Below are 25559 nucleotides of genomic sequence, written 5' to 3'. Positions count from 1 at the left end.
ACGTAGAGAGCGTCATTACGAATTACGAATTATTAATTATTTTTCACTATGAGTAAACGCTCTAAATCATCTGCATTACTGTTCATTAACTCTTTAATTTTAGAGATAAACTCATGTTCTAAAAAAGGCTTAGTTAAGTAAGCTTTTGCACCCAATTCTTGGGCAAGTTGGCGATGTTTTTCAGCGCTGCGAGAAGTAAGAATCACTACAGGTATTTTTGCTAAATTGGTGTATTGGCGGAAATTGCTTAACAACTCAAAACCATTCATTCGTGGCATCTCTAAATCGGAGACAACAACTTTAATTTCAGGATGTAACTGCAATTTTTCTAGAGCTTCTACACCATTTTGAGCTTGTATAACCTGATAGCCAGATTTTTGTAAAGTCAGAGAGAGAGTTTGCCGGAGACTAATTGCATCATCTACTATTAAAACAACTTTTGGTAATTTATTATCTGGCTCTTGAGAATAACTGGGTTGGGTTTCTATAGTTATTGTGGAAGTCGATGCTGCAAGTAATGGTGTAGATGAAAAAGTATGCCCTGATATCGGCAAGGCTTTTTTATTTGATGAAGAAGCTACTGGTAGCGCCCTGATATCAAGTGTTGTTTGTTGGATTTCGCTAGATTTTACTAGCAACAAAGCATCAATTACTAAGATGAGATTGCCATTGGCTAAACTACTACAACCATAAATGTATTTTGGCGGTGCGATCGCATTTCCTAAAGGTCTGATTACTAGTTCTTGTTCACCAATTATTTGGTCAACTTCTAAGGCAACCTTTCCCTGATTTCGCTGTAGCAAAAGCACCGGATTTTTCGCTATGCTTGGGTCGTGAGTATTTGATGTGTTGTATGGAGTAGCATTATTAAAGAATGAATCATTATAATTAATTAACTTTGAAAGTTGACGAAGATTGACTATAGTTTCATCATTATCTATATTCCAATGTAAGACTTTTTGACCTTCAATTTCTTTAATCTGTTGTTCAGAGGGAATCAATATTTTTTCGATACTGTCCAACATCAGACCATAAACAACACCTTTGGCTTGAACTAGCATTAACTTTTCTGTAGTCATAGAAAAAGGAATTTTGAGTATGAATATTGTTCCTTGGTTGGGTAAGGATTGAACTGAAATCGAGCCGTTGAGTGCGTGCATCTGAGTACGCACAATATCTAAACCCATACCGCGCCCAGAAATTTCGCTTACTTTATTCGCAGTAGAAAATCCAGGCAAAAATATCAAATCTAAAAGTTCAGGTTCAGCCAGATTGAAACCAGAGCTTCTAGTTTGTTCTTCAGTTTGCATGGGATAAAGTTCAGCAGCTTTTCTGCGAATTCTATCTAAATTCAATCCCTGACCATCATCTCGAACTTCGATAACAGTTTGGCTACCCTGATGATAAGCGCAGATTTCGATTAAACCTTGTTCTGGTTTACCAAGCTCTCGGCGAACTTGCGGAGCTTCAATACCGTGGTCAAAAGCATTACGCACTAAGTGTAACAAGGGATCGTAGAGCTTTTCTGCGATCGCTTTATCTACCAGTACTTCACTACCAGTAAGTTTCAATTCTACAAGTTTGGCATGAACATTCCCCAACTTATTTACCATGTGGGGGAAACGATTTAAGATATTACCCAAAGGCGACATTCGTGCTTCGACTAAGCTATCTATAATATTAAGAGTTAAATTCTCTTGTTTATCACTAATTTGAGTAGCTTGTGTGAGAAGCAAATCAAGAGACTCTGTGGTTTCTTGTAGTTGCAGTGTCTCTTCTATTGCTTCATGCAATGTCATGTGAAATTCTGTATATACATCCATTTCTAAAGAGTCAAAATCCACTGCAAAACTTTGTGTTTGTTGTGAGGTAATATTTTGTATTTGTAAAGGTAAATCGCATAACTCATTTAAAGTTGTTTGGTGTCTAGTAATTTGCTGTACTAGTTGGTCAATTATTTCTTTGACTTGTTCATCTTGTAAACTACGCCGTTGTTGGTAAATCAGCAATTCTCCAGCTAGATAATTGAGGTGTTGCAGTCTCTCTGTATCTACCCGAATAAATGAAGGTTGGCGAAAGTTTTTAGTTTGAACATATTGTGATTTATCTTCTATTTCTTTATTGATTTGTGTAGCTATATCAGGCATGACTTCAATAGCTGTTTCTGGAACGTTTACAACTTCCTGCTCACTGACAGTTAATGAATCAAGATTTCCTGAATAATCATCAGCCTGGATTGTCACAACTTCAACGGCAAGGTTTTGCCTAGTTTCTTCTCCCCATATTGCTTCTAGCAAGTTATCAGTTGATTGAGAAGATACAATCTCTTTAATCACTAATAGTTTTTGTAACTTGGGACTATCAAGCCAATTTTTCTCTTCGCTAGTAACAGGAGGATAACTTTTATATTCTTTTGCTAATTTATAAATTTGGTTTTGTAATATTTTAATTCCTGAGAGGTAGCTATCAGATGCTTTCAAAGAATATTGATACTTTGCAACTGCAAATAGGATGATTAAAATGATGCCACGTCGATAAATACAAAGACTTTGACTATCTTCTTTATCTTGGACAAAATTAAGAAAGTCTTTCAGCCAGTTGTCGATATAATTAAGCAGACTTTTTCTTTCTAATCTGGGAACTAGTAAAGTCAAACTCAGTTCTGCCTCTGGTATTTGCATCTGGTGATTAAACCAGCCAAAAATGTAGCGAATTACTTTTAAATAAAACTTGGCAGTTGTTGGCTTTACTGATTCGTTTTTATTGTTGTCAGATGTACTGAGGAACTTATAAAATTCTTCTTCATTGATAATAAATATACTAGCAAATGAATCATTTTTTAATTCTTCAGATAACTCATCATTTGCCAATACTGCAAGTTTTCGTAAACCCGAAGAAGGTTCTCCACCAGATGTGCGATCGCCTGCTAATACCAATTTTTGTGCTTGTTGTAAATCTGCAAGGGCAATTTCTGCAATTTGCTTCACCTGGCTGGGATTTACTTGCAGCGCTGAGAGAATCGTTTGGGAAATTTCTCCCAATCCAGGTAAATTTAGAGATTCTGCCAAGCCAAGAAATACTTCAGCTTGAGAGTGTAAAAACTCAATAAATTTGTCACTATTTGGTGGATTCTTAACAATGCCAGCAATACTATTTAGACGTTGTTCCACTCCTACTTCAAAAACTGACTGTACAATATCAAATCCTAATTCTTCAGAAGTTGGAATATAAGATTCAGCACCAAATGCATCACCCAGTTTTTCTTGCAATTGTGCGAACACTGAAGTTGCTCGATGAAGCAGTTCTTCATCATTAACAGTACTCCCTACTAGCTCAATATTTAATGCTATACTCAAACACTCATAAGCTTGTAATAAAAGTGTTTGTAGTTCTGCATCAACTACCAGTTTCGGATTGTATAAAGCCTTAAATACATCTTCTAAAAAATGGGCTATCATCTTAATTAATTCTAACCCAACGTTAGCAGCGCCACCTTTAAGTGTATGAGTAGCCCGCATTAAGTTGTGAATTTTGGGAATACTATAATCTTCTGATAAGCTAAATAATTCTTGTTCAATAATTTGGACTAATTCTGGGGCTTCAGCTAGAAAGTAGATGTATCCTTGTTCGCGAATTTCTTTATCTGTGATCATAATTGGGGAGTGGGGAGTTATGAGTTAGGAGTTGATCAATCAATTGATTTTTCAGTTGTCTTGACTATTGAACTCAAAATCTGAATGATTTCGCCTGCATAGATTAGTTCATTAGTTAAATAAATATTTACTAGTTTTGACTGTTGTAGTAGACGTAGCCAGTATTTGGTTTCACTAACTTCTTTGTAGGCAATATACATTTTTGCCAAGAAATCCTTTCTACTCTGATCACCGCTAGCCTCTTTAACATTCGCGTCAATACTTGTCCCACTTCGTAGTAATTGCTTAGAAAGCGCATATTCGCGTTGCTTTTGCAGTTTAATATATAGGTGAATAATTTCTAAAGCAAATTTAAAACTCTTATATTGAATAATACTTTCTGTCAATTCATCTTTTCATATCTTTAACTTAAAAATTATAAGTAATTAAGGTCAAAGCATTTTGATATTTGCGAATAAAACGGCGATTTATATAATTAATGCTTTGACCAAATAACTCCTAATTCTTAACTATTAACTAGTTTTTATTTCACTTTAAACTTACTAGCAGTTGTTAATAGCTCTTGCGCCATTCCTGATAAATCTTGGAACACAGTCGCAATTTCTTGAGATTCAGCAAAAGTTTTATCGGCAATTTCTGCGACATCTTGCATTGATTTAGTTACTGTTACAGATTGCGCCATTTGTTTTTGAGTTGCTGCGGTAATTCGCTCGATTAGCTGACTGATTTCGGCAGTTGCAGAAACGATCGCATTTAAGTTTTGGCGAGTGTCGCTAACAAGATTTGTACCTTCTACTACCTGCTGAATACCAGTTTCCATTGCTACTGCAACTTCCCCGGTTTCTGCTTGAATTTCCTGAACTAATTTTTCAATTTCGATGGTTGCTGCTGCTGACTGGCGAGATAAAGAACGGACTTCATCAGCTACAACTGCAAAGCCTTTGCCATATTCACCAGCACGAGTAGCCTCAATGGCTGCATTCAAAGCGAGTACGTTTGTCTGTGTGGCAAAATTACCAATCAAATTCACCACTTTGGAGATTTTTTGTGAAGATTCGCTGAGGCGTTTAATCTTTTTGCTGGTTTGAGCGACGGTTTCACGAATTCCTTGGATTGCTTTTACAGTCAGGTTCATGGCAGTATCGCCAGACTCTACAGTTTGATTGGCTTTTTGCACTGCTAGTTGTACTAACTCAGCATTCGCTACTACAGCTTGAGTAGAGTCCACCATCTGTTGAATGTCATCTAAAGCTGCGGTAATCTCCTCAGATTGTTGTTGTGCCAGATTGGTTAGTCCCGCTAGGGAAGCCTCACTATTGCTAGAAGTTTGGGCAACTTGTTGAGCAGCCCCTTGTACCTGAACAACAATTTGCCGCAATGCTTGCAGGGTATTATTGTAGGCATCTGCGATCGTGCCTAGCTCGTCTTCTGTAATCGGTGCGCGTACTGTTAAGTCGCCGTTAAGAGCGGGTCTAAGAGCTTTTAAGAGTTGAATTGATCGTTGTTGTAGTAACTCCTTAGCTGCCTTTTCCCGTGTCGCTGCTTCTGCTAATTTTGCTGACTGCGCTTGTACTTGTTGCAAATATTCGGTGTGTTGTAATGCCAGTCCTAACTGGCTGCCAATGCGTGCTAACAAAGTTACTTCCGATTCTTCCCAATCACGAGTTCCCGAATTTTGATAAGCTGCCAGCAATCCCCACAATTGTTCCCCAGCAAATACAGGAACAATTACATAAGCTTTGGCTTCAAATTGCTCTAAAACTTCAATGTGACAAGGAGAATGACCTACCTGATAGATATCATTTACAACAAAATTTTCTCCTTGGACATATCTACCTCCCTGAGTTTCTTGTAAGTGGGTATCTTCCCAGACAGTTTTGATATCGGGGCCTACCAGTTTTACCCAAAGATGACCTGCTGACTCTGCGATAAATTCCCCACTCCAGTTAGGATTGAAACGATACACTGCGACGCGATCGCATCGCAGTAATTGTCTTACTTCTTGAGTAGTTGTTTTGAAGATTTCTTCTACATCTAAAGATTGCCGGATGCGGTTACTGATCTTGGTGACAGCTTTCTCTTGTTCGGCTATGTGAGCTAGTTTCTCAGATTTCACTCGAACTAATTCCAAATAATCTATCTGTGATTTAGCTAGGCTAAATTGCAAGCTAGTCTGAACCAAAAAGTTCACTTCCCAAGTTTGCCATTCACGAGAGTTAGAATTTTGATAAGCTGCCAGCAATCCCCACAATTTATCCCCGAAAAATATCGGCACAATTATGTAAGCTTTGGCTTCAAACTGCTCTAAAATCTCAATATGACAGGGAGCTAACCCTATTTCATAGATGTCATTTACAACAAAGTTTTCACCTTTGACATATCTGCCTCCCTTAGTTTCTTGCAAGTAGGTATCGTCCAAAACGGTTTTAATATCAGGGCCTACCAGTTTTGTCCAACCAGTACCTACAGACTCAGCTACAAATTCGCCACCCCAGTCAGGGTTAAAGCAATAGACAGCGACGCGATCGCATTGTAGTGATTGACGCACTTCTTGAGTGGTTGTTTTGAAGACACTTTCTACATCTGAAGATTGTCGGATGCGATTGACTATTTTAGTGAAAACTTTCTCTTGTTCAACTATTTGAGCTAGTTGATCAGATTTTGTCTGCACTTGTTCGAGATATTCTCCTTGTGAGATAGCCACACCAAATTGCAATCCAATTTGAGTTACAAAGGTTTCTTCCCAAGGTTGCCAATCACGAGGCCCAGAATTTTGGTAAGCTGCCAACAAACCCCATAATTTTTCTCCAGAAAAGATGGGTGCAATAATGTAAGCTTTCATTTCATACTGCTCTAAAATGTCAATGTGACATTGAGCATGGCCCATTTGATAAATGTCATTAACCACAAAGCTTTCACCCTTGGCATAACGTCCTCCTTGAGTGTCTTGTAAGTGGCTATCTTCCCAGACCATGTAAAAATCAGGGCCGACCATTTTTATCCAGCCATTACCCACTGACTCAGCGACAAACTCGCCACTCCAGTCAGGTTTGAAGCGATAGACACCGACGCGATCACATTTTAGTAATTGACGTACTTCTTGAGTGGTTGTTTGAAAAAGTTTATCGACATTTGATATCCGCAAAATTTTGTCAATGACTTTAGCTACTGATTTTTTTGCTAGTATCCGCTGTTGCTGTTCTTTTTGGAATTCAAAGCTCTGCAACTTGTAAATCAGTTCTGTTGTAATTTGAGATAGTAAGCTAATTTCTCCTTCTTGCCACTGCCGTGTTGAGTAGCAATTATTGACTACTAGTAAGCCCCAGACTTTACCTTCTACTACAATCGGTAAACTCAAACTAGCTTTAATTTGAAATTTATCTAGCAGTTGCTTTTGATAAGGGGTAAGTTGAATCTGATTGATATCGTCAATAACTACAGCTTCTATATAGTCTTGATTGGTATATAAACCAAAAATAATTCCAGGAATATTTTCGCCTAAAGTTGGAGTCCAACCTAGTGTTCTTGATTCTGCTAAAACGTTACCTGATTCTCGCGAACTAAACTTATAAATTAAGGCGCGATCGCAGCCGATCTTTTCTCGAATTTGTGCTACAGTAATTTTGAGTAATGTATCAAGGTCTGGGGCTTGGCGCATGTGAGTTGTAATATCTTTCATCTGTCGACGCCAAGTTTTAAATTCTAGAGCGATCGCACTTAATAAAGATATTTCACTACTAGCAATATTTGTTATATGAGCGTTACCATTCTGATTTTCTAATTCAGAGATTAGATGCTCGTTATCATGGCTATTGTTATACAAAAATGTCATTTGATTAACCTCAAACTTGTAATGAGTAATAACTTGATATTTGGCAAACAAAAACTATTTTTTATTTACTTATTAAAGATTAGGAATTTTCAAAACAATAACCTAATCACACCTTACTAAATATTCAATTATGAATTCCCCATACTGGAGCTTGAATAATAGTTGTTGCATCCAAATTAAAAATTATCTCCTCCGAATCATTAATAAAGTATCCCTGTAAAAAAGGTGATATTTTTGGATAAAATAATTCAGTAGTTGCGGGTTTCATTTCTTTAGTATCTAGCCATTCAATATCTATAAGTTGTCGCACCAATAGTCCCAAATACTTACCTTTATTTTCCAGAACAATTGCCATCATTCTTGAAACTAAATTTGACCCTTGTGAAATTGGAGGATAACCTAACATTGCCTCTAAATCAACTAACCAAAGCATCTCACCACGCCAGCTATAAATACCCAAAACGCTATTTGGCATCTGAGGAACGCCACATATTTCTGGTAATGATACTTGCAAAACTTCTGTGATATATTGTAAAGAAATGACGGCTGTATCACTTACTCCCAAATTAAAACTTAAAAATTTTTCCTGGGTTTCCAAAGCTATTGATCCTTTATCTTTGATTATTTATCTTTAGCCACTGGTTGCAATTAATTTTCTCTTTTTAGAGATATTCTATCTAATAAATAGTGACTTCTAAGATTTGTTGATTAATGGTATTTTTTCTAATTAAGTAATTGTTTTAAAATTACTACTAGTTCGTCTCGATTAATCGGTTTTGATAGATAACCATCAGCGCCTAACATATTACCCCAAATTTTATCTACATCACTATTTTTTGTAGAGCAAAAAACCACAGGTATATTGCTAGTATCGGGATTATTTTTCAGTTCTCGGCAAATTTCAAAGCCACTTTTCCCAGGTAAAATTACGTCGAGAAATATTAAGTCTGGCTTATTTTTATCTATTTTGTCTTGAGCCTCTTCACTACTAGTGGCGCTAATCACAGAATAACCTGCCTGTTGCAAGTAACGGCTGATTATTTCCATATCTGTTAAGCCATCTTCAACAACTAAAACAGTATTCATGGCAATTACTCTTTAAGTTTTTCTCAAAATGTAAACAAAATATACAAATACTAAATGATTCTTCAAAAAGACATGGAAGGGATTAGAGACTAGCCCTAACCCCTTTTGCCCTAACCAATATTTCACAAATCAAATAGGACTGCTATAAATACAAAAATTTGTATTTGTCTAATTTTGATTCAATCTTTATTTATCAACCTCAGAAAAAGTACGTAATCAATATAACTTAATATAAAATATTTTAATAAAAAATAGTTTGATAATCAAATTTTATATTTTAATTTTCGGATTGAAGATTAAAATATAAAAATGACTGATAGCAAAATAATTTCCAGGTGAGAATATATCTAAAATTCCAAATCAATTTACAAATCACTAATTTGAGGAATAGAATTAATCTAAAATTGTTCAACCTCAATAATTTAATTTTTACTGAGGTGGAAAAGTCTATAAGTTTTGAGGAAGAATTCAGAACCAAAAATTGCCTCTAATTCTCCCTAATTACAAACCTCTAAATTAGATTTACTCTGATCATTGGATACGCTCTGTGTAGGTAAATACTTACGTATTATACTTATTACCTTATCAGCTACTACAGGTTTAGTGAGAAAATCTGTAGAACCAACTACTTTGGCACGAACTCTATCTAAAAAACCATCACTGCCTGTTAATATAATTATTGGTGTGTTGGAAAAGGTAGATATTCTTCGTAACTGAGTACAAATTTCGTAACCACTAGCAACTGGCATAATCAAATCCAACAAAATCAGGTCTGGTTTATCCTGAATGAGGGTTGGTAGAGCTTGTACAGCATCTTGAATTTTCACAAACCTAAAGCCATTGGAAGTGACAATATCCTCTACCATTTTACATACTTGAGGGCTATCATCGACGCAAGCCACTAGTGGAGCAATCCGCTTTTTTGCTTGTGTGGTGGTAGAGTTATTGTTGACTTCAGTAATTCCTAAAGGCAAGTCAGGTACTTCTACCAATTCAATGATTCCTTTAAGGATATAGGGAAGCAACGAGCGGGTGAGTGGTAGTACACTCTGCTTCATTTTCATAGCTAAATCTCGCAGAGTGAATTTGCCATTGATTAAATTCACAAAGTTTTTGTAGACAGATGGACTTACCATCTGCTCAAGTTGTTCTGGTCGCCGTAGAATTGGTGCTAAGTCAGGAGAAAAATTTGCTAAACCTGCTTCTGACCAAATTTTCCATGAGTCTTGCATGTGCTTTACAGACATTTCTGCACTCGTGAAGCTCATTGGAGTTTCTAAGATAACTTCTTGGGTACGATTGCAATTTAGAGAAGCAAAGTTTCCTTGCAAAGCTAGGTCAAATAATAGTTCTGCTATTGTATTTTCTGCAATAGATTGAATCTGTTCCCTCTGAATTTTCTGTTTTTTATAAAATATTTCTATCAATTGATAGTCCCAGTAATCAATTGATAGGTCTTGCCTACGTAACTGCAACTTATCAACATCAATCTGGGGACAATTTTGAGCTATATGTCTACGCCAACGCCGGAAGGGATGAGTTCCTCCTGTTGCCCAAACTATCCGTCCTAGCCGATAGTAAAAAGTCCATTGGCTGCCTTTTGAACTCTTAATATTTAATTTGCCATTGTATTGCAACTGAGTACAATTTTTAAATTCATTTACTAAATTATTTGAAATAAGTTCTTGATGAGGCATAGTTTGTTCCTTTTATTAAAAAGCTAGCCATTAAAAACCGATACTATTAGAACATGGCGAAAATCCAGCTACCATCTCAATTAACCAGAAAAATTCCTTAAGTCACTTGTTAAAGGTAGGCAACACTTCCGTCACAGTTTTCTAGGTTCTAGCTATATAGCGGGCAGATATGTGAATAAATGCAAATTACATTTGATATATAGCAGTCTAAATCAAGATTATTAAAAGCAAGGTAGATGTTAAGATGGCAAAACTATTGCTAGTAAATAATTTATCTAGGATAGAGTATTTGTTGGTAGAGTTTACTTTTCTGCTAATTTTTATGACTCAAGTTGGTTGCCATAGTCGATATCATGGTGTGTTGATATATCATTTTAGGAATTCTCATACTGGATCATATCCGTATAAGTTCTGAATTTTTGTTTAAAAAACATTAGCAGTCTCTAGAGAATCCTGTTTTAGTTATTCACATTGACAATATATGTTAAAAATATTTATTTAAGTTTACTATTCTTAATTATGCTAATTAATGTCAGCTTTTGTAGGGAATATTGTTCTTAAAAAAAGGCGTGCTACTAAAACAAGTAGCAGCCAGATTATAAAGTATTTATTTAAAAAATTCCTTCAAGATTGCTTGTGGTTTTGAAAGCTGACAACAGCTGCCCTGAGATTACTTTGGTGTTCTGAAAGTAGGCGATCGCCTTCGTCTTTTTCCAAACCAGTCCAGTGCATTAAGAGCGCCAGCTTAACCCATTTACCACTACGTTCTAGTAAAAAACCAGCAGTTTCCCGACTTAAACCTGTGAGGTCTTGCAAAATTCGCAAAGCGCGATCGCGTAATTTTTGATTTGTTACTGCTACATCCACCATGCGATTGCCATAAACTTTGCCTAGTTTGACCATCACGCCGCTAGAAAGGATATTTAAAGCTAATTTAGTGGCTGTACCAGCTTTCAGGCGAGTTGAACCGGCGATTATTTCTGGCCCTGTCAATAGGCGAATGTCAATATCGGCATCAAAGCTAACTTGTTCAGCAGGAACACAAGCGATAAAAATAGTTGTGGCTCCTCGCTGACGAGCAGCATGAAGCGCACCGTGGACATAAGGCGTTGTCCCACCAGCGGTAATGCCAACTACGACATCTAATTGGGTAATGTGTCGCCCAGTGATCGCAGCCTCACCATCTTCAACGCTGTCTTCTAAATCTTCAGAACTGCGTACTAGTGCGCCAGCACCACCAGCAATAATCCCCTGTACCAACTCTGGGGGTGTACAAAAAGTAGGTGGACACTCCGCAGCATCTAACACGCCTAAACGACCACTTGTCCCTGCACCGATATAAAATAGGCGTCCTCCGTGGCGCAAACGCTCTGCGGTGCGCTCAATTGCCTCTGCTAACTGAATTTTCGCCGCTGCAACTGCTGCGACAGCCTTTTGGTCTTCGTCATTAAACAACTCCACTAATTCCAGAGAACTGAGCTGGTCTAAGTTCAGACTGTTAGGATTTACCAGCTCAGTTAAAAGATGCCCGCGTTCCTGCAAATTTGTCATTTGTCATTTGTCCTTTGTCCTTTGTCCTTTGTCCTACCCTACGGCAAGCCGCCCTTGGGCATCTATCTATGTCCGTTGTCATTAGTCAGTTAGCAACTAATAGCTAATGACCAATGACTAATGACTAATGACTACTTACAACAATCCTTCCAATTTGCGACGAATCTTCTCTAGTTCAGAATCAGACAATTCTGGTTCTTCTAGTGGCTGTTGATTGAGAGGGAAGGTGTCTTCAACAGTATCCTCCTTCTGGGCATCTTCTTGCCAGTCAGTTTTTTCGACGTTAAGTTCTGGGGGAGTTACAACTAAATTGCTGTTTTCTGGGATGATTTCCCATTCATATCCAGCACTTTCGCAAAATTCCTTGATTTCTTCAGCATCGATTGGCTCCGGTGTGGGTGCGGGGAAATCCTGAGCTTCTAACATCAGGGCAAAGCGCGTGGCATCGTCTTCTGACTCGAACATCAGAATTTTATTGCGATCGCCCTCCCGAATCGTGTGAATCCCCTCATTTTCCGTTCGAGCATTAAAAATTAACACAAAGACACGCATTGGTGTAATCATCTGTCCTTTTTAAGGTTTATTCATATTAAAGTTCGAGATTGTGTCTCAAGGAAAGTCACAGGAATAATTTTCACTCTATTCAGATTTTCCTGAAAACGCCAATATTATTAAGCATAAGTATTGGATCGAGCAAATACCGTAACTCAACCAATGAGGTCTTGGGTTTAGTTGGCGTATCCTGGAAATGGCATACTGAACCAATGTGCCAGTTAATGCTTGTGTGTGCCAGCGACATCCGGCAATTAATACAGTGAAAAAATGACTAAATATCCCGATCAAGATCCTTACTACCTTTCCCTTAATCGCAAGCGTCTGTGGTTGCTGGTGTTGAGTCGAGGTAGCATCGCCTTGGGCGGACTTTTACTGTTGGGAGTGATTGTCGGTATTTGGCGGTTATGGACTTTTGTTCAAACAGAGCTAACACCATTAGCACAACAAAGTCTTACTACTACACTCAACCGTCCGGTAAACCTGGGAAGAGTTACACAATTTTCGTTGACGGGAGTGCAGTTTGGGGCTTCAGCTATCCCAGCCACACCCACAGATCCAGACCGGGCCACAGTTGAATCTGTAGAGGTGGGTTTTGATCTGTTGCAACTAATCTTTAACCACCATTTAAAGCTAGATGTTACCTTAGTCAACCCAGATATTTACATCGAACAAGATGACCAAGGACGCTGGGTTTCCACTACTATAGCGTCGTCAGATGAAGGGGCCGCCATTAAAACTGATTTGGACAACCTGCGGTTTCGCAATGCCAAGCTGGCATTGATGCCGCAGGAGAGAGTAGGGGTAAATGAGGGGGCAGGGGGGCAGAGGGGCAAGGGAGAATACCCAATTTCTAACTCAGTACTGCCTAAACGCCCTGCTACCACTAACAACACTCAGCACTTGCCCGTGCTATTTTCTCAACTTAATGGCTCTGCTCAACTTTTAGCAAACAACCAGTTGATTAGGTTTGAAGTCGGGGGTCAAGCAGACAGTGGTGGCAATATTTCCATTCAGGGAGAGACACGTTCTAAGGTGCTAGCAGGGAACTTCCAGGTGCAAGCACAAGATTTTCTGGCTGAGAATATTACTCGGTTGATTAAGTTACCAGTGAACTTACAGGCGGGTCGAGCGAATGGCGACTTGTTAGTTCGGTTGACACCAGGACAGCAGACTTTATTGTTTGGCAACGCTACTGTGCAAGGGGTAACGCTGCAAATACCCAAAGTCCCGCAACTGTTGAGCAATAGCCAAGGAAACCTCCACTTTCAAGGAACCGAGTTGCAGTTAAATAATGTTACTAGCAACTACGGCAAAATTCCTTTAGTGGCTACGGGAATCGTTGACACGAAAGCAGGCTTGAAGTTGGCAGCGCGTGTAAATGCGGTGAGTTTGGCGAATGCTCAAGAGACTCTGAAGGTAAAATTACCTATACCGATCGCTGGACAAGTACAAGCTTCTTTGCAAATTACTGGATCGACAAAAGAGCCAATTCTCTCTGGCTCAGTTGCCACGATTCAAACTGCCCGAATTGATAAAGTTGATTTTAATAGTATCAGTAGTAAGTTTGAGCTTGTTACTAGTTCCTCTTTAATTACCCTGAAAGATATTCAAGGTAAAGCCAAAGTTGGTGGTGAGATTACAGGCGCTGGTACAATTCAACTTGGTAAAAGCCCGCAACTGGATTTAAATTTCGCTGCCAAGAATGTTCCAGGAGATGCGATCGCCAAAGTTTATGAAATAACACCCGATTTTCAAATCGGCAACGTCTCAGGTACAGCTCAACTAACTGGCGCTCCTACCAATGTCCAAACTGTGGTACAGTTTCAAGCTCCCAATGGAACTTACCCCGGTACAGGCGAAGTTGCAATCGCTCCAAATCGCACCGTCTCTTTCCGTAATGTGGCTTTGAATATAAGTGGTGGTACAGTCCTGGCAACTGGTAGTTATGCCAATCAGCGTTGGCAAGCTGTGGCTGTTGCCTCTGGGGTAAAATTGGAACCCTTTGTAGACAAAAGTCAACTGCAAAATGTCTCTTTGGCTGAGGCACAATTCAATGGTCGTCTCCTCCTCTCAGGAAGCACAGCACCATTTAAAATTGCCACAATTCGCAGTGATGGTGCAGGAGTTCAAATTGGTGGCGGCACAGTTGCAGTTTCTAACATCCAACTGCAAGACCAAAGCTTCTCGGCTCAACTTGTAGCTAATAATGTGCGGTTGGGACAAATATTGAAACAGTCTCCCCCAGCTTTAAATAATCCATTGGGGGGTACGTTCCAAATTGCAGGTAACAGAGATAATTTCAGCCTGAAAACCTTCCGTGGTAGTGGTGAGGGTCGCCTTACTATTGGCGATGGAACGGTTACAGCCTCTAATATTCAAGTGGCTAATGGTGTATATCAGGCACAAGTTCAGGCTAAGAATGTGCCTGTGCGGCAGTTGGCAGCAGTACCACCACAGTTTCGCGGGAAGTTAACTGGTCAAGTAAATGTATCGGGTTCTATTGATTCTTTTAAACCGCAAACTATTCAAGCTAGCGGTCAGGCGCGGGTTAATGTTGCGGGTGGAACTATTACAGCCTCTAATATCCAAGTGGGTAATGGTGTATATCAGGCGCAAGTTCAAGCAAATAATGTACCGTTGCAGCAGTTAGTAGCAGTACCACCACAGTTTGGAGGGACGTTAACTGGTCAAGCAAATGTGGCAGGTTCTGTTGAATCCTTCCAACTGCAAACTATCCAAGCCAGCGGTCAGGGACGGCTAGATGTTGCAGGTGGAAATATTACAGCTTCTAATATCCAAGTAGCTAATGGTCGCTATCAAGCTGTAGTTGATGCTGCCGATGTAGAATTAAATCGGTTAAATCAGCAATTGCGGGGTCAGTTTGGCGGTCAGTTGCAATTAGCTGGTACGCTCGGATCGTCCAAACTAGCTGATGTGCGTGCTGCAGGACAGGTGCAATTATCCCAAGGTATACCTGGTCTTGAACGACCCCTGAGTGCTGCGATCGCTTGGAGTGGTGAAAGACTAACTATTGAGCGAGCAACTGCTCCCGGTTTAAGTGTTACTGGTAACATATTAGCCAATGCGAAAAAGGCAGGGATACCGGAAATTACTGCCCTCAATCTCAACGTCCAGGCGCAGAATTACAACTTAAAACAGTTACCGATTAATCTTCCTAATCAGGTTGCTGTGGCGGGAAGAGTAGATTTTAATGGACAAATCACTGGTAAACTACCCTTGCCAAATGTAGTAGGGCAAATTAATTTACGAGACTTGGTTATTCAAGATATTGCTTTTGAGCCGTTGTTAACTGGAAACATCGATTCCGCACAGGGGCGTGGTTTGAGTTTGAACTTGGTGGGTAATAGCGTAGACCCGTTGGCGAAGCCTCTCGTAGAGAAGGGGCTTCTCGGCAGAGATCGCTTATCCTTCAATTTAGATGCTAATAATCGCCCGAAATCTTTCTTAGTCAAATGGCAGCAAGCATCAGCCACAGGTAATGTTGAAGGGAATGATTGGGCACTGAAACTTGCAAATTTCCCCTTACAAATATTGAATTTGACTCCGCCACCAATTACTCGATTGGGTGCTGGTAAGATAGCTGGGTTGTTAACTGGGGATTTGCTGTTTAATCAGCAGACATTGGCAACAACGGGGAATTTAGCGATCGCAAATCCGCAAATTGGCCGGGTTAAAGGCGATCGTTTAGCCGCTCAATTTCGCTACAGTGACGGTAAAGGCACACTCGCAAGTAGCGAATTTGTCAAGGGGAAAAGTCGCTATGCCCTTGTCGGTACTTTTGCTCAAAGCGCTAAAGGCCCTCAACTACAAGGTAAACTGAACATCAACCAGGGTGAAATCCAAGATGTTCTAGCTGTAGCACAGGTATTTGATTTACAAAATTTGCCAGGTGGTTCAGCAGAAATCTACGGCACAGCAGCGGATCTGACTACTAACCCCCAAGGAACACCAAATGAACCCTTATTCACCCAAATCGAACGGTTTTCTGAAATTCAAGCTTTGGTGGCAGAACAGGAAGAACAGCGACTTAATTCTACTCCCATACCAGATTTAGCAGACTTAAAGGGGACTTTCAATGGCGAAGTGGCTGTAAATACAGCTACAGCTAATGGATTATCAGTGGATTTTAATTTGAATGGACAAAACTTTGCTTGGGGTAAAAAGGAAGAAGAAAATCGTTTTTATACTGCTGATAAAGTGATTGCCGAAGGCAACTTTGAAAACGGTGTTTTGAGTTTCCGACCATTACGAATTCAGTCTCAAAACAGACTGATTGCCTTTACGGGAAACGTTGGCGGTGATGAACAATCTGGCCAACTGCGGGTGAATAATTTTCCAGTACAACTATTGAATAATGTTGTCAAACTGCCAGTTGGAATCACGGGTAATCTTAACGCTACAGCAGCTTTAGCAGGTAGTATTGCTAATCCCCAAGCTAGAGGGGAATTGCAAATCACAGAAGGAATACTAAATCAGAAGAAAATAGAGTCAGCAATAGCAAGTTTCAGCTATGCCAACGGACGCTTAAACTTTGGTAGTACTGTAGCAGTTGCTGGGCCAAAACCTGTTGATATTACTGGCAGTATCCCTTATAAATTGCCTTTTGCCTCCGTCGCACCAGACAGCGATCAAATCAGTTTAGATATGAAGTTGGAAAACGAGGGATTGGCACTGTTAAACGCATTAACTAATCAAGTGGTATTTGAGAAAGGTGAAGGAGAAGTAGACCTCAAAGTGCGGGGAACATTACAAAAACCCCAAGTAGATGGAATTGCTACTATTAATAATGCTACTTTTTCAGCCCAGGCTTTGCCACGTAAGCTGAGAGGTGTCACAGGTAGAGTACTGTTTAATTTTGACAGTATCTTAGTAGAAAATCTTCAAGGTAGATTTAGCCGTGGGACGGTAGAAGCTGCTGGAGAAATTCCCATTTTCAACAATGAGAACGTAACTATCAAAAATCCCCTAACTGTTAATCTCGATCAGCTAGCATTGAATCTCAAGGGACTTTATCAGGGAGGTGCTAGTGGCAATTTGCAGATTACTGGTTCTGCCCTTAATCCGATAATTGGCGGTAGAGTAAATTTATTTGATGGTAAAGTATTGCTGGCAGAATCTACCAATGCCACGACATCTGAAAATGGTAGTATTGGCGTATCTCCCACAAAAGCCAATAAGCAAAGCAAATCTAAAATTGGAAATGGCACGGGAAATACTAACGCCAGATTTAATAATTTAGATTTGGAACTAGGTAAAAACGTCCAAATTACACGTGACCCTATTCTCAACTTCCGCGCCACTGGTAATCTCATAGTTAACGGCTTAATCAATCAGCCTATACCCGATGGCACCATCCAGTTAGAAAAAGGAGGGGTAAATTTATTTACTACCCAATTTAACCTTGCTCGTGGCTATAAACACACTGCAACATTTAGTCCTTCCCAACCCCGCGACCCCAACTTAGATATTCGGCTATTTGCCAAAGTACTAGATGTAACTCAAAGTAATGACTTTGGGCGGGTAAATTCCACAGGTTTATCAGCGTTAGAGAGTGTTCGAGTCGAAGCCACTATCAACGGTTTAGCTAGCAAACTGAATGAAAATCTAGAATTAACAAGTAGTCCATCACGTAGTCAAACCGAAATTGTTGCTCTTTTAGGAGGTGGATTTGTAGACACCCAAGGACGTGCAGACAGTACTTTAGGTCTGATTAACATCGCAGGTTCGGCTGTGTTTAACAATTTTCAGTCAGCTTTTAACCAGATTGGGAGTACTTTTGGCTTAAGTGAACTGCGGATATTTCCTACCGTTATTTCTGAGAATCCTGAAGCAGGAAAAAGCAATTCAACTTTGGAATTAGCAGCAGAAGCTGGGGTTGATATTTCTTCCAAAATATCCGTTTCCAGCATCAAAATTTTGACAACAAACGATCCCTTCCAATGGGGTATTAATTATCGGATAAGCAATGAATTTCGTGTGCGTGCTTCCACTAATTTAACTGATGATAGTCGTGCAGTAGTAGAATATCAAACACGGTTTTAAAGAAATCTCTTCAATTACGAATTACTTCTTGTTCCCTCTTCTCCTTGCTTCTCAATAGCTTGTCGTACCTGTTTAACATCCAATTCTAATGCTTCAGCAATTTGCTCTATACTGAAACCAAACTTAAGTAGACGTGGTATCGTATCCAGCTTTGTTTCTTCCTTTACTTCCTGGTAAAATTTAGTTTGTCTCCAATCGGTTAATCCAAACATTGCTTCTAACCCCTGCTGACTTTTGTTTACGAATTTGTAGATAAGCATTCTCTCTACTAATTCTAAAAGATTGCTACGGTTAGCTTCATCCGTTTGTTGTATAGCGGTTCCCATTCAGATGCGGTACAACATTATATTGTGGGGTGTAGGGGCACGGCAGTGCCGTACCCCTACGGGTGTACCTCACGCAAACGAGAAGCGCTATACTTGTTTTATAAAGGATGATTTTTCTAAATTTAATATATTTAATTAAGGTAATATTAAATTGTGATATCATCACCTTTCTGATTAATAGCTAATCGCAAAATTGACAAGCCTAAAATTATCAAAAATAGCACTAGTCCAATCGTGCAAGCATAGCTAATTTCTAAGTTGTTGAAGGCTTGCTCATATAAATAATAAACAATCGTTTTCGAGCTACTGAGTGGGCCTCCTTGAGTCATAATGTAGACTTCTTCAAACACTTTGGTCGCAGAAATAGCCGAAATTACCGCCACTAGTGCTAGATATGGCTTCATTAAAGGTATGGTAATATCCCAATGTTTGCTGATACCATCAGAGCCATCAATAGCTGCGGCTTCGTATACATCAGCGGGAATTGATTGCAACCCCGCTAAATAAATCACCATGTAGTAGCCTAATCCTTTCCAAACGGTGACAGCCATGACGCTGGCAAGAGAAATTGGTACAATGCCAAAAATTTTTGCTGGGCTAGTTAGCCAAGGAATACCTTCTGGAAAAATACCCAAAGCTTTAAATAACTGATTAAGTAATCCGTTTTCTGCATACAGCCATTTCCAAGCTATTCCTGCAACTACCATTGAAATTACCACTGGAGTGTAGTACGCTGCTCTAAACCAATTCATTCCCCGCAGTTTCTGATTTACCAAAATTGCCAGTACTAAGGGAGCAATTACTAAAATTGGTACTACACCTACAAGATATAAAAAAGTGTTTTCCAAGGTTTTCCAAAAAACTGCATCTTTCCAAAGCTTAAGAAAGTTAGCGAAACCTATCCATTGTGGCGGCTGGGCAATGTCTTCATAGCTGGTAAAGCTGAGGTAAAACGCTTGCAGTGCAGGCCAAAAGACAGTTAAACCTAAAAGAACTAAGGCGGGTAGTAAAAATAAATAAGGGGTAAGCCGCTGTTTGATGAACATCCAATTTTTAGGTATCAATTGATTCATAAGAAGTTTAATAGTTATTTTTGCTTTTTCAGAACAAGGATTTGGAGATGTGAGTAGATTTAAGCTTCAATATTTTAAGGGCATATATTTGCTTGCGTAAGTATTGGTGTAACCTCTCGTAGAGAACCTCGTCGTAGACATCACTAATTAATAACTCGGAGATTAACTGCAATGGAAACTCAGCACAATCCGCCAATTGAACATCAAAATGTCCCCATAAACCACCGTGGACTGCATGATTTTTTGTATAGTTCTGACAACGAACACGCCGTCATTGAGGTGAGTATAACTCCTGAACTGGCAAACAATGGTACTGAAATCATTGACTTTGAGGCTTGGAGTGTAGTTGCTCAGAACGCTAAAATTGCAGGAGTTTACGCAGTATTAGATACAGAACGTTACACGCAGTACATTGGCTATTCTCGGAATGTGTTGCTTTCCTTAAACAGCCATCTTCGCCAAAATGGTGAGCAAAAGTGTGCTTTTGTACGTGTGCAAGCATTCAAGTTCCCCAAACGTCAAGAAATGGAAGATTTGCGAGATGCGTGGATAGCAGAACTCGAAAGTACGCCACCTGGTAATGCAACTGATTGCGAAATGTGGGCTAGTACGGTAGGTGAAGCGACTAAGGCGGTAATGTCAGAAGCTCAACTTCAAGCCTACGAGGAGAAAAAGCTAAAACTGCGGAAAGCAATGGCTGATACAACCCTTTCTAAAGAGTTAGAAACAATAGATGCGAGTGAAGCCGAACGTCAGCGTCAACTTGAAGCTGCTGTGAAAAACGATGACTGGAGTGTAATTATTGACGCACAGACACAGGAAACTAAGTATTGATTTTTGTCAGCTTGAGTGCGCTATCTGACTTTTTGAGTAAGTGGCATGAAAGTGTTGTGAAACATGAAAATTAAGATTTTAAAACGCAGAAGGGCGCTGAGGGAAGCGCAAAGGTTCGCAGAGGTATTAATTATCTGTGTAAACCTTTGTGTTTTTCTGAGTTAAAAAATAAGGATATATATGACGACAAAATTAGATGCTCTGATTAATTCTCTAGAAGGCATAGAAACTATTACTGACTCTACTCAAGTCGCAAAATTATCTCAGGATTATCACACCTTTAGCCCCGTGCTAGTGCCGAAACTAGAGGGAAAAGTTGGGGATATCGTAGTGCGTCCCGCTAATGAAGCAGAGGTTTTAAAAGTTGCAGCCACCTGTGCAAAACATCGTATACCTGTAACTGTGCGAGGTGCGGGAACTGGGAATTATGGGCAATGTGTACCGTTGCACGGTGGCGTAATTTTAGATATGACGCGCTTGCAAGAGATTCTTTGGGTAAAACCGGGAGTGGCGCGGGTGGAAGCTGGGGTGAAGTTGGCAGCTTTGGATACAAAAACACGAGAAATCGGCTGGGAAATCCGTATGGCACCCTCTACGTACCGTACAGCCACAATTGGCGGATTTATTGCTGGGGGAAGTGGCGGTATTGGCTCAATACAATATGGGTTACTAGCCGATCGCGGTAATATCTTAGCATTGCGAGTGATAACTGTAGAAGATGAACCACGTGCGATCGCATTACGCGGCGATGATGTCCAAAAGGTAAATCATGCTTGGGGAATTAATGGCATCATCACTGAAGTCGAAATTCCTTTAGGGCCAGCTTATCCTTGGGCAGAAGTTATTGTCACCTTTGACGACTTTATCACAGCAGCAAAGTTTGGTCAGGCAATTGGCAATGCTGATGGCATGATTAAGAAGTTAATTTCTGTCTTTGCATCCCCAATTTCCCAATACTTTCACGCAGTACAAAAGTATATTCCTGAAGGAACTCACTCAGTATTTTTGATAATTTCTGAACCGAGTTTGGAATTCTTACCGGCTTTGGTGCAGCAATACGGCGGTCAGATTACATATAAAAAATCAGCCGAGGAAGCAGGCAAAGGTACACATTTAGCAGAATTTAGCTGGAACCACACTACCTTACTTGCCCGGAGTGTAGATACTGGTATTACATACTTACAAAGTCTTTTTCCTAGTGATTGCAATTTGCAACTAGTAGAGCAGATGTATAATTACTTTGGCGATGAGGTAATGATGCATTTAGAATTTTTTCGGGTGAATGGTGTCGTAGTTCCTGGTGCATTGCAACTTGTGCGTTACACCACAGAAGAACGCCTCAATGAAATTATCCGCTATCACGAAGAACAGGGTGTGAGTATTGCCAATCCTCATACGTATATTATTGAAGATGGCGGCAGAAAAGTTATTGATCCTAAGCAGTTAAAATTTAAAGAAATAGTCGATCCTTATGGGTTGATGAACCCCGGTAAAAGCAAGGTTATTCAATTCCAAATTCAAAATTAGCAAACTACAGAAACACATATCAGAAATTTCTCTGTATATTTGTGTAACCTACCTCCAAAAAGCTAGTTGCTGGGCGTTTATAATTTGTGGTTTGATTTTAACTGCCGTGGGGATAACCCAAAATCCAACATCCCAAAATCGCCCATGATTGAAATTGACGGTTCCTACGGAGAGGGAGGCGGACAAGTTCTTCGCACTTCCTTAAGTCTAGCCGCCATCACCGGTGAACCCATACGAATTACAGGCATTCGCGCTGGACGCAAAAAGCCAGGATTAGCAGCACAACATTTAACAGCAGTTCGGGCGGCGGCGAGAATTTGTAATGCCCAACTACGGGGTGATGCTTTGGGTTCAATGCTGCTGGAATTCATCCCAGGTAGTGCTGTGCAAGCTGGAATTTATACTTTTGATGTTAGTAAAGCACAACAAGGTGGTTCTGCGGGTGCGATCGCTCTAGTTTTACAGACAATTCTCTTACCTTTGGCACTAGCATCTGGCAATTCTTTGGTGACACTAAAGGGTGGAACTCATGTGAACTTTAGCCCGACAGCGACGTACATTGAGCAAGTTTATCTGCCGATACTGCAACGCATGGGTATAGAGGCCCAAGTCAAGTTAGGCGCTTGGGGGTGGTATCCCCAAGGTGGGGGAGAGGTAGAGTTACAGGTAGATGGCGGTGGTAAACTCGGTGGAATCGACTTGTTGGAACGGGGCGATTTACAACAGGTGCGGGGACTAGCGGTGGTGACGGAATTGCCTTCTCATATTCCGCAACGCATGGCGAATCGCGCCGAGAATTTGTTACGGTCAGCCCATTTAAAGGTTACTGTACAGACCTTAAGAGAAAGAGGTGTAGCACCTGGGGCGGGTATTTTTTTAACTGCTGAGTATCAGAATAGCTTAACTGGCTTTGGTGGATTTGGGCGTTTGCGGTTGTCGGCAGAAACAGTTGCAGAGATTGCTTGTCAGCAACTGCTTGAGTTTCATTACACCGGCGCAGCAGTGGATGAACATTTAGCAGATCAGTTATTATTGCCAGCTGCTTTAGCTTCACAAGAAAGTCAGTATCGAGTGGCTGAAGTGAGTAGGCATTTGACGACAAATGCAACGGTTATTGAACAGTTTGGGCTGGCGCAAATAACAGTAGATGAAGCTGATAAAATAGTGTCGGTAAAGAGTTTGAATAGATGAACAAGTGCTATTACTTTAGTAGTGCTATATGATAAAGTCTTATAAAGAACTATTCTATAAATTAAAATCAATCTTGTGATTCGTTTTATATTCAAATAAAAGCTGCAAATTTTCGCAGACAACTTTGATAAAGATTTAAACCTACTTTCAAAGATTCGAGTCATAAAGCAACTTATGTCATTGCAACCTGATCAAGCTATTGAAGTGTTTTATTCTTATGCTCATGAAGATGAAAAACTTCGCGACAAACTAGAAAATCACCTCACTCTTTTAAGGCGGCAAGGAGTGATTACAGGATGGCATGATCGCAAAATTGGAGCAGGAAAAGAATGGCACAATGAGATAGACACTCACTTAGATTCATCTCAAATAATTTTGCTGCTTATAAGTGAAAATTTTATCGCTTCAGATTATTGCTGGGATGTTGAAGTAAAACGGGCAATGGAAAGGCATGAAGCCAAAGAAGCCAGAGTTATCCCTATAATTCTTGACTCTGTTGATTGGGAGAGCGCACCCTTTGGAAGGCTTCAAGCACTGCCCAAAAGCGGTAGACCTATTAAGAAGTAGGGAAATCGTAGTGATGCATTTAAAAATGTTGCTGAAGGTATCCGCTTAGTTGTAAAGGAATTAGCAGTAAATTCGTAAATAATCACTGTTTTAACTTCATAACTTGGACTAAATAAAATATCAAAAAATTAAAAAAAAACTAGTATGAAAAAATAATAATTATTTCATACTACTAGGTGTTGAAACTAATGCCGAATACCAAAGTTATCAAAGTTTTTTATTGCTGCTCCGACTCTGTACAAGATGAAAAAATGCGGCAAAAATTAGAGGAACACCTCAGCACTTTGGAACGGCAAGGTGTGATTAACAATTGGCATAAAGGTATGATTAGCCCAGGCAAGGAATGGGAAAGTGAGATTGATACAAATTTAAAGAAGGCCGATATAATTTTGGTGCTAATTAGTTCAGAATTTACTGCTTCAGATTATCACTGGGATGTTTTGGTGAAACAAGCTATGGAACAGCATAGAACTAAAACATCTCGTGTTATTACCATTCTGCTTCGTCCAGTTGATAATTATTGGAAGGTCGCATTTCCCAAAGTCAAAGTTTTACCCGAAGGTGGAAGACCTATAACTGAATGGAAACCCTATGATAAAGCTTTTGCAAATATTGCTACAGGTATTCGAGAAGTAGCCGAGGAACTTACTGATTATACATTTTTTATTAAAAAACTTCTGCGTTTGCTTCGGGCAATCGTAATAGATGTTGCAAAGTTTGTCCTGAAAGCTTTTATCTCTGTGGGAACGGTAATCTTTTCTTACTTGTTTAGACCATCCAGGTATCGTCGCCGGAATAGAGTTAGCAATATCCTTGTGAGACTAGCTATTTACCTTGTAGTAGCTGGTATATTTATAGGCTTCATTGATCAAAAGCTTAATATATTAAATATTTCTTCATTAGCACCTAAACCAACTGTAAACTCAACAAAATCAGTAAATCCTACTGGCTGGATATGGATAGGTATGGTTAATAAGACCTCAGGTAGTTTATCTGTTGGACAAAAACTAGTTCTTCAACCATCAAATCCTAAACAATTTCCTAGTATTGAGCCTCCTGTCATTCCATCATCAGGAACAATCGTAACTGTTAAACATGAAATCAATCTAATAAAGGAAAAATCTTTATCTGGAAAAACAATCGTTAAATTTAAAAAAGGAGAAAAGTTAGTTATCTTGAAAGTAGAGCGTTTCTCAAAGATTGTAAAAAATTCGCCTTACATTAAAGTAAAAGCGCAAGTTCGCAAATGTAACTCAATTTGTAATAAATAGTACTAAGATAGGCTAAATATATTTCAACAATAATATTTTACCTCTATTCTTGATAACAAAATTACGCGTGGGTGTATGGCAACATAGAAAATTGCCTCATTTCAGCTCTTAGAAATGAGGCAAAGGCAAAGGAGCTTTTATAAGCGGAGACATAAAACTTTTAATATTTTATCTAGGGGCATTTGCAATCAATCCCCTAAAGCCAGATTTGTTGTAAGAATAAGCAAATGATAAATTTACAAGGCGATCGCAACTAGGGTTAAAACTGACTTCTGTTGTTCTTGATACTTACTATCTACTTAAATATCGAACATAGTTTTTGAATTTACCTCT

General features: G+C 39.5%; 16 protein-coding genes. 6 read left to right on the top strand and 10 right to left on the bottom strand.

Features of this window, described 5'->3' with window-relative positions; all coding sequences use genetic code 11:
- Nucleotides 1-32 precede the first annotated feature (32 nt).
- From V7K60_RS26010 to V7K60_RS25975, 8 genes are all read right to left on the bottom strand, one after another.
- Nucleotides 33-3653: a hybrid sensor histidine kinase/response regulator gene (locus V7K60_RS26010; RefSeq protein ID WP_334929722.1), complete on the bottom strand. Its 3621-nt coding sequence runs from the start codon at nucleotides 3651-3653 to the stop codon at nucleotides 33-35.
- Between the two features lie 35 nt (nucleotides 3654-3688).
- The gene (locus tag V7K60_RS26005; protein WP_334929720.1) at nucleotides 3689-4039 is read right to left on the bottom strand and encodes a four helix bundle protein; all 351 of its coding nucleotides are present in this window, start codon (nucleotides 4037-4039) and stop codon (nucleotides 3689-3691) included.
- A gap of 137 nt (nucleotides 4040-4176) precedes the next feature.
- On the bottom strand, nucleotides 4177-7485 hold the full coding sequence (locus tag V7K60_RS26000) for a GAF domain-containing protein (protein WP_334929718.1): 3309 nt from the start codon (nucleotides 7483-7485) through the stop codon (nucleotides 4177-4179).
- A gap of 124 nt (nucleotides 7486-7609) precedes the next feature.
- On the bottom strand, nucleotides 7610-8083 hold the full coding sequence (locus tag V7K60_RS25995; protein WP_334929717.1) for a chemotaxis protein CheW: 474 nt from the start codon (nucleotides 8081-8083) through the stop codon (nucleotides 7610-7612).
- A gap of 125 nt (nucleotides 8084-8208) precedes the next feature.
- Nucleotides 8209-8571 carry a response regulator transcription factor gene (locus V7K60_RS25990; protein WP_334929715.1) on the bottom strand — a complete coding sequence of 121 codons (363 nt, stop codon included), beginning with the start codon at nucleotides 8569-8571 and terminating at the stop codon, nucleotides 8209-8211.
- 497 nt (nucleotides 8572-9068) lie between these two features.
- On the bottom strand, nucleotides 9069-10268 hold the full coding sequence (locus V7K60_RS25985) for a response regulator (protein WP_334929713.1): 1200 nt from the start codon (nucleotides 10266-10268) through the stop codon (nucleotides 9069-9071).
- Nucleotides 10269-10892: 624 nt separating this feature from the next.
- Nucleotides 10893-11819, bottom strand: a complete 927-nt coding sequence (gene murQ / locus V7K60_RS25980; protein WP_334929711.1) for an N-acetylmuramic acid 6-phosphate etherase — start codon at nucleotides 11817-11819, stop codon at nucleotides 10893-10895.
- 135 nt (nucleotides 11820-11954) lie between these two features.
- A complete protein-coding gene (locus V7K60_RS25975) occupies nucleotides 11955-12383 on the bottom strand; it encodes a DUF3110 domain-containing protein (RefSeq protein WP_292737701.1) in 429 nt (142 codons plus the stop codon).
- Between the two features lie 258 nt (nucleotides 12384-12641).
- Here V7K60_RS25975 and V7K60_RS25970 point away from each other — a divergent pair, with 258 nt between their 5' ends.
- Nucleotides 12642-18437, top strand: coding sequence for a translocation/assembly module TamB domain-containing protein (locus V7K60_RS25970; RefSeq protein WP_334929709.1), 5796 nt, complete (start codon nucleotides 12642-12644; stop codon nucleotides 18435-18437).
- A 14-nt stretch (nucleotides 18438-18451) separates the two neighbouring features.
- On the opposite strand, the gene V7K60_RS25965 is transcribed toward V7K60_RS25970, so the two are convergent.
- On the bottom strand, nucleotides 18452-18763 hold the full coding sequence (locus tag V7K60_RS25965) for a hypothetical protein (protein ID WP_334929707.1): 312 nt from the start codon (nucleotides 18761-18763) through the stop codon (nucleotides 18452-18454).
- Nucleotides 18764-18909: 146 nt separating this feature from the next.
- The gene (locus tag V7K60_RS25960) at nucleotides 18910-19836 is read right to left on the bottom strand and encodes a carbohydrate ABC transporter permease (RefSeq protein WP_334929705.1); all 927 of its coding nucleotides are present in this window, start codon (nucleotides 19834-19836) and stop codon (nucleotides 18910-18912) included.
- Nucleotides 19837-20007: 171 nt separating this feature from the next.
- On the opposite strand from V7K60_RS25960, the gene V7K60_RS25955 reads away from it, so the two are divergent.
- The 5 genes from V7K60_RS25955 (at nucleotide 20008) to V7K60_RS25935 (ending at nucleotide 25226) form a co-directional block, all read left to right on the top strand.
- On the top strand, nucleotides 20008-20670 hold the full coding sequence (locus V7K60_RS25955; protein ID WP_334929703.1) for a GIY-YIG nuclease family protein: 663 nt from the start codon (nucleotides 20008-20010) through the stop codon (nucleotides 20668-20670).
- A 180-nt stretch (nucleotides 20671-20850) separates the two neighbouring features.
- Nucleotides 20851-22197 carry an FAD-binding oxidoreductase gene (locus V7K60_RS25950; RefSeq protein ID WP_334929701.1) on the top strand — a complete coding sequence of 449 codons (1347 nt, stop codon included), beginning with the start codon at nucleotides 20851-20853 and terminating at the stop codon, nucleotides 22195-22197.
- Nucleotides 22198-22341: 144 nt separating this feature from the next.
- On the top strand, nucleotides 22342-23388 hold the full coding sequence (gene rtcA / locus V7K60_RS25945) for an RNA 3'-terminal phosphate cyclase (protein WP_334929699.1): 1047 nt from the start codon (nucleotides 22342-22344) through the stop codon (nucleotides 23386-23388).
- Between the two features lie 174 nt (nucleotides 23389-23562).
- On the top strand, nucleotides 23563-23955 hold the full coding sequence (locus tag V7K60_RS25940; protein WP_334929697.1) for a toll/interleukin-1 receptor domain-containing protein: 393 nt from the start codon (nucleotides 23563-23565) through the stop codon (nucleotides 23953-23955).
- Nucleotides 23956-24143: 188 nt separating this feature from the next.
- A complete protein-coding gene (locus V7K60_RS25935; protein ID WP_334929695.1) occupies nucleotides 24144-25226 on the top strand; it encodes a TIR domain-containing protein in 1083 nt (360 codons plus the stop codon).
- The last annotated feature ends 333 nt before the right edge of the window (nucleotides 25227-25559 follow it).

Source organism: Nostoc sp. (assembly GCF_036917555.1).
Classification (GTDB): Bacteria; Cyanobacteriota; Cyanobacteriia; order Cyanobacteriales; family Nostocaceae; genus Nostoc.
Note: the sequence above shows the minus strand (reverse complement) of the source record. Positions and strands in the feature narration are given on the sequence as shown.

Bases quoted from the DNA above. Each gene is read 5' to 3' on its own strand.
- V7K60_RS26010 (WP_334929722.1), bottom strand. From the start codon at position 3,653: ATGATCACAGATAAAGAAATTCGCGAACAAGGATACATCTACTTTCTA.
- V7K60_RS26000 (WP_334929718.1), bottom strand. From the start codon at position 7,485: ATGACATTTTTGTATAACAATAGCCATGATAACGAGCATCTAATCTCT.
- V7K60_RS25990 (WP_334929715.1), bottom strand. From the start codon at position 8,571: ATGAATACTGTTTTAGTTGTTGAAGATGGCTTAACAGATATGGAAATA.
- V7K60_RS25985 (WP_334929713.1), bottom strand. From the start codon at position 10,268: ATGCCTCATCAAGAACTTATTTCAAATAATTTAGTAAATGAATTTAAA.
- murQ (WP_334929711.1), bottom strand. From the start codon at position 11,819: ATGACAAATTTGCAGGAACGCGGGCATCTTTTAACTGAGCTGGTAAAT.
- V7K60_RS25975 (WP_292737701.1), bottom strand. From the start codon at position 12,383: ATGATTACACCAATGCGTGTCTTTGTGTTAATTTTTAATGCTCGAACG.
- V7K60_RS25970 (WP_334929709.1), top strand. From the start codon at position 12,642: ATGACTAAATATCCCGATCAAGATCCTTACTACCTTTCCCTTAATCGC.
- V7K60_RS25965 (WP_334929707.1), bottom strand. From the start codon at position 18,763: ATGGGAACCGCTATACAACAAACGGATGAAGCTAACCGTAGCAATCTT.
- V7K60_RS25960 (WP_334929705.1), bottom strand. From the start codon at position 19,836: ATGAATCAATTGATACCTAAAAATTGGATGTTCATCAAACAGCGGCTT.
- V7K60_RS25955 (WP_334929703.1), top strand. From the start codon at position 20,008: ATGGAAACTCAGCACAATCCGCCAATTGAACATCAAAATGTCCCCATA.
- V7K60_RS25950 (WP_334929701.1), top strand. From the start codon at position 20,851: ATGACGACAAAATTAGATGCTCTGATTAATTCTCTAGAAGGCATAGAA.
- rtcA (WP_334929699.1), top strand. From the start codon at position 22,342: ATGATTGAAATTGACGGTTCCTACGGAGAGGGAGGCGGACAAGTTCTT.
- V7K60_RS25940 (WP_334929697.1), top strand. From the start codon at position 23,563: ATGTCATTGCAACCTGATCAAGCTATTGAAGTGTTTTATTCTTATGCT.
- V7K60_RS25935 (WP_334929695.1), top strand. From the start codon at position 24,144: ATGCCGAATACCAAAGTTATCAAAGTTTTTTATTGCTGCTCCGACTCT.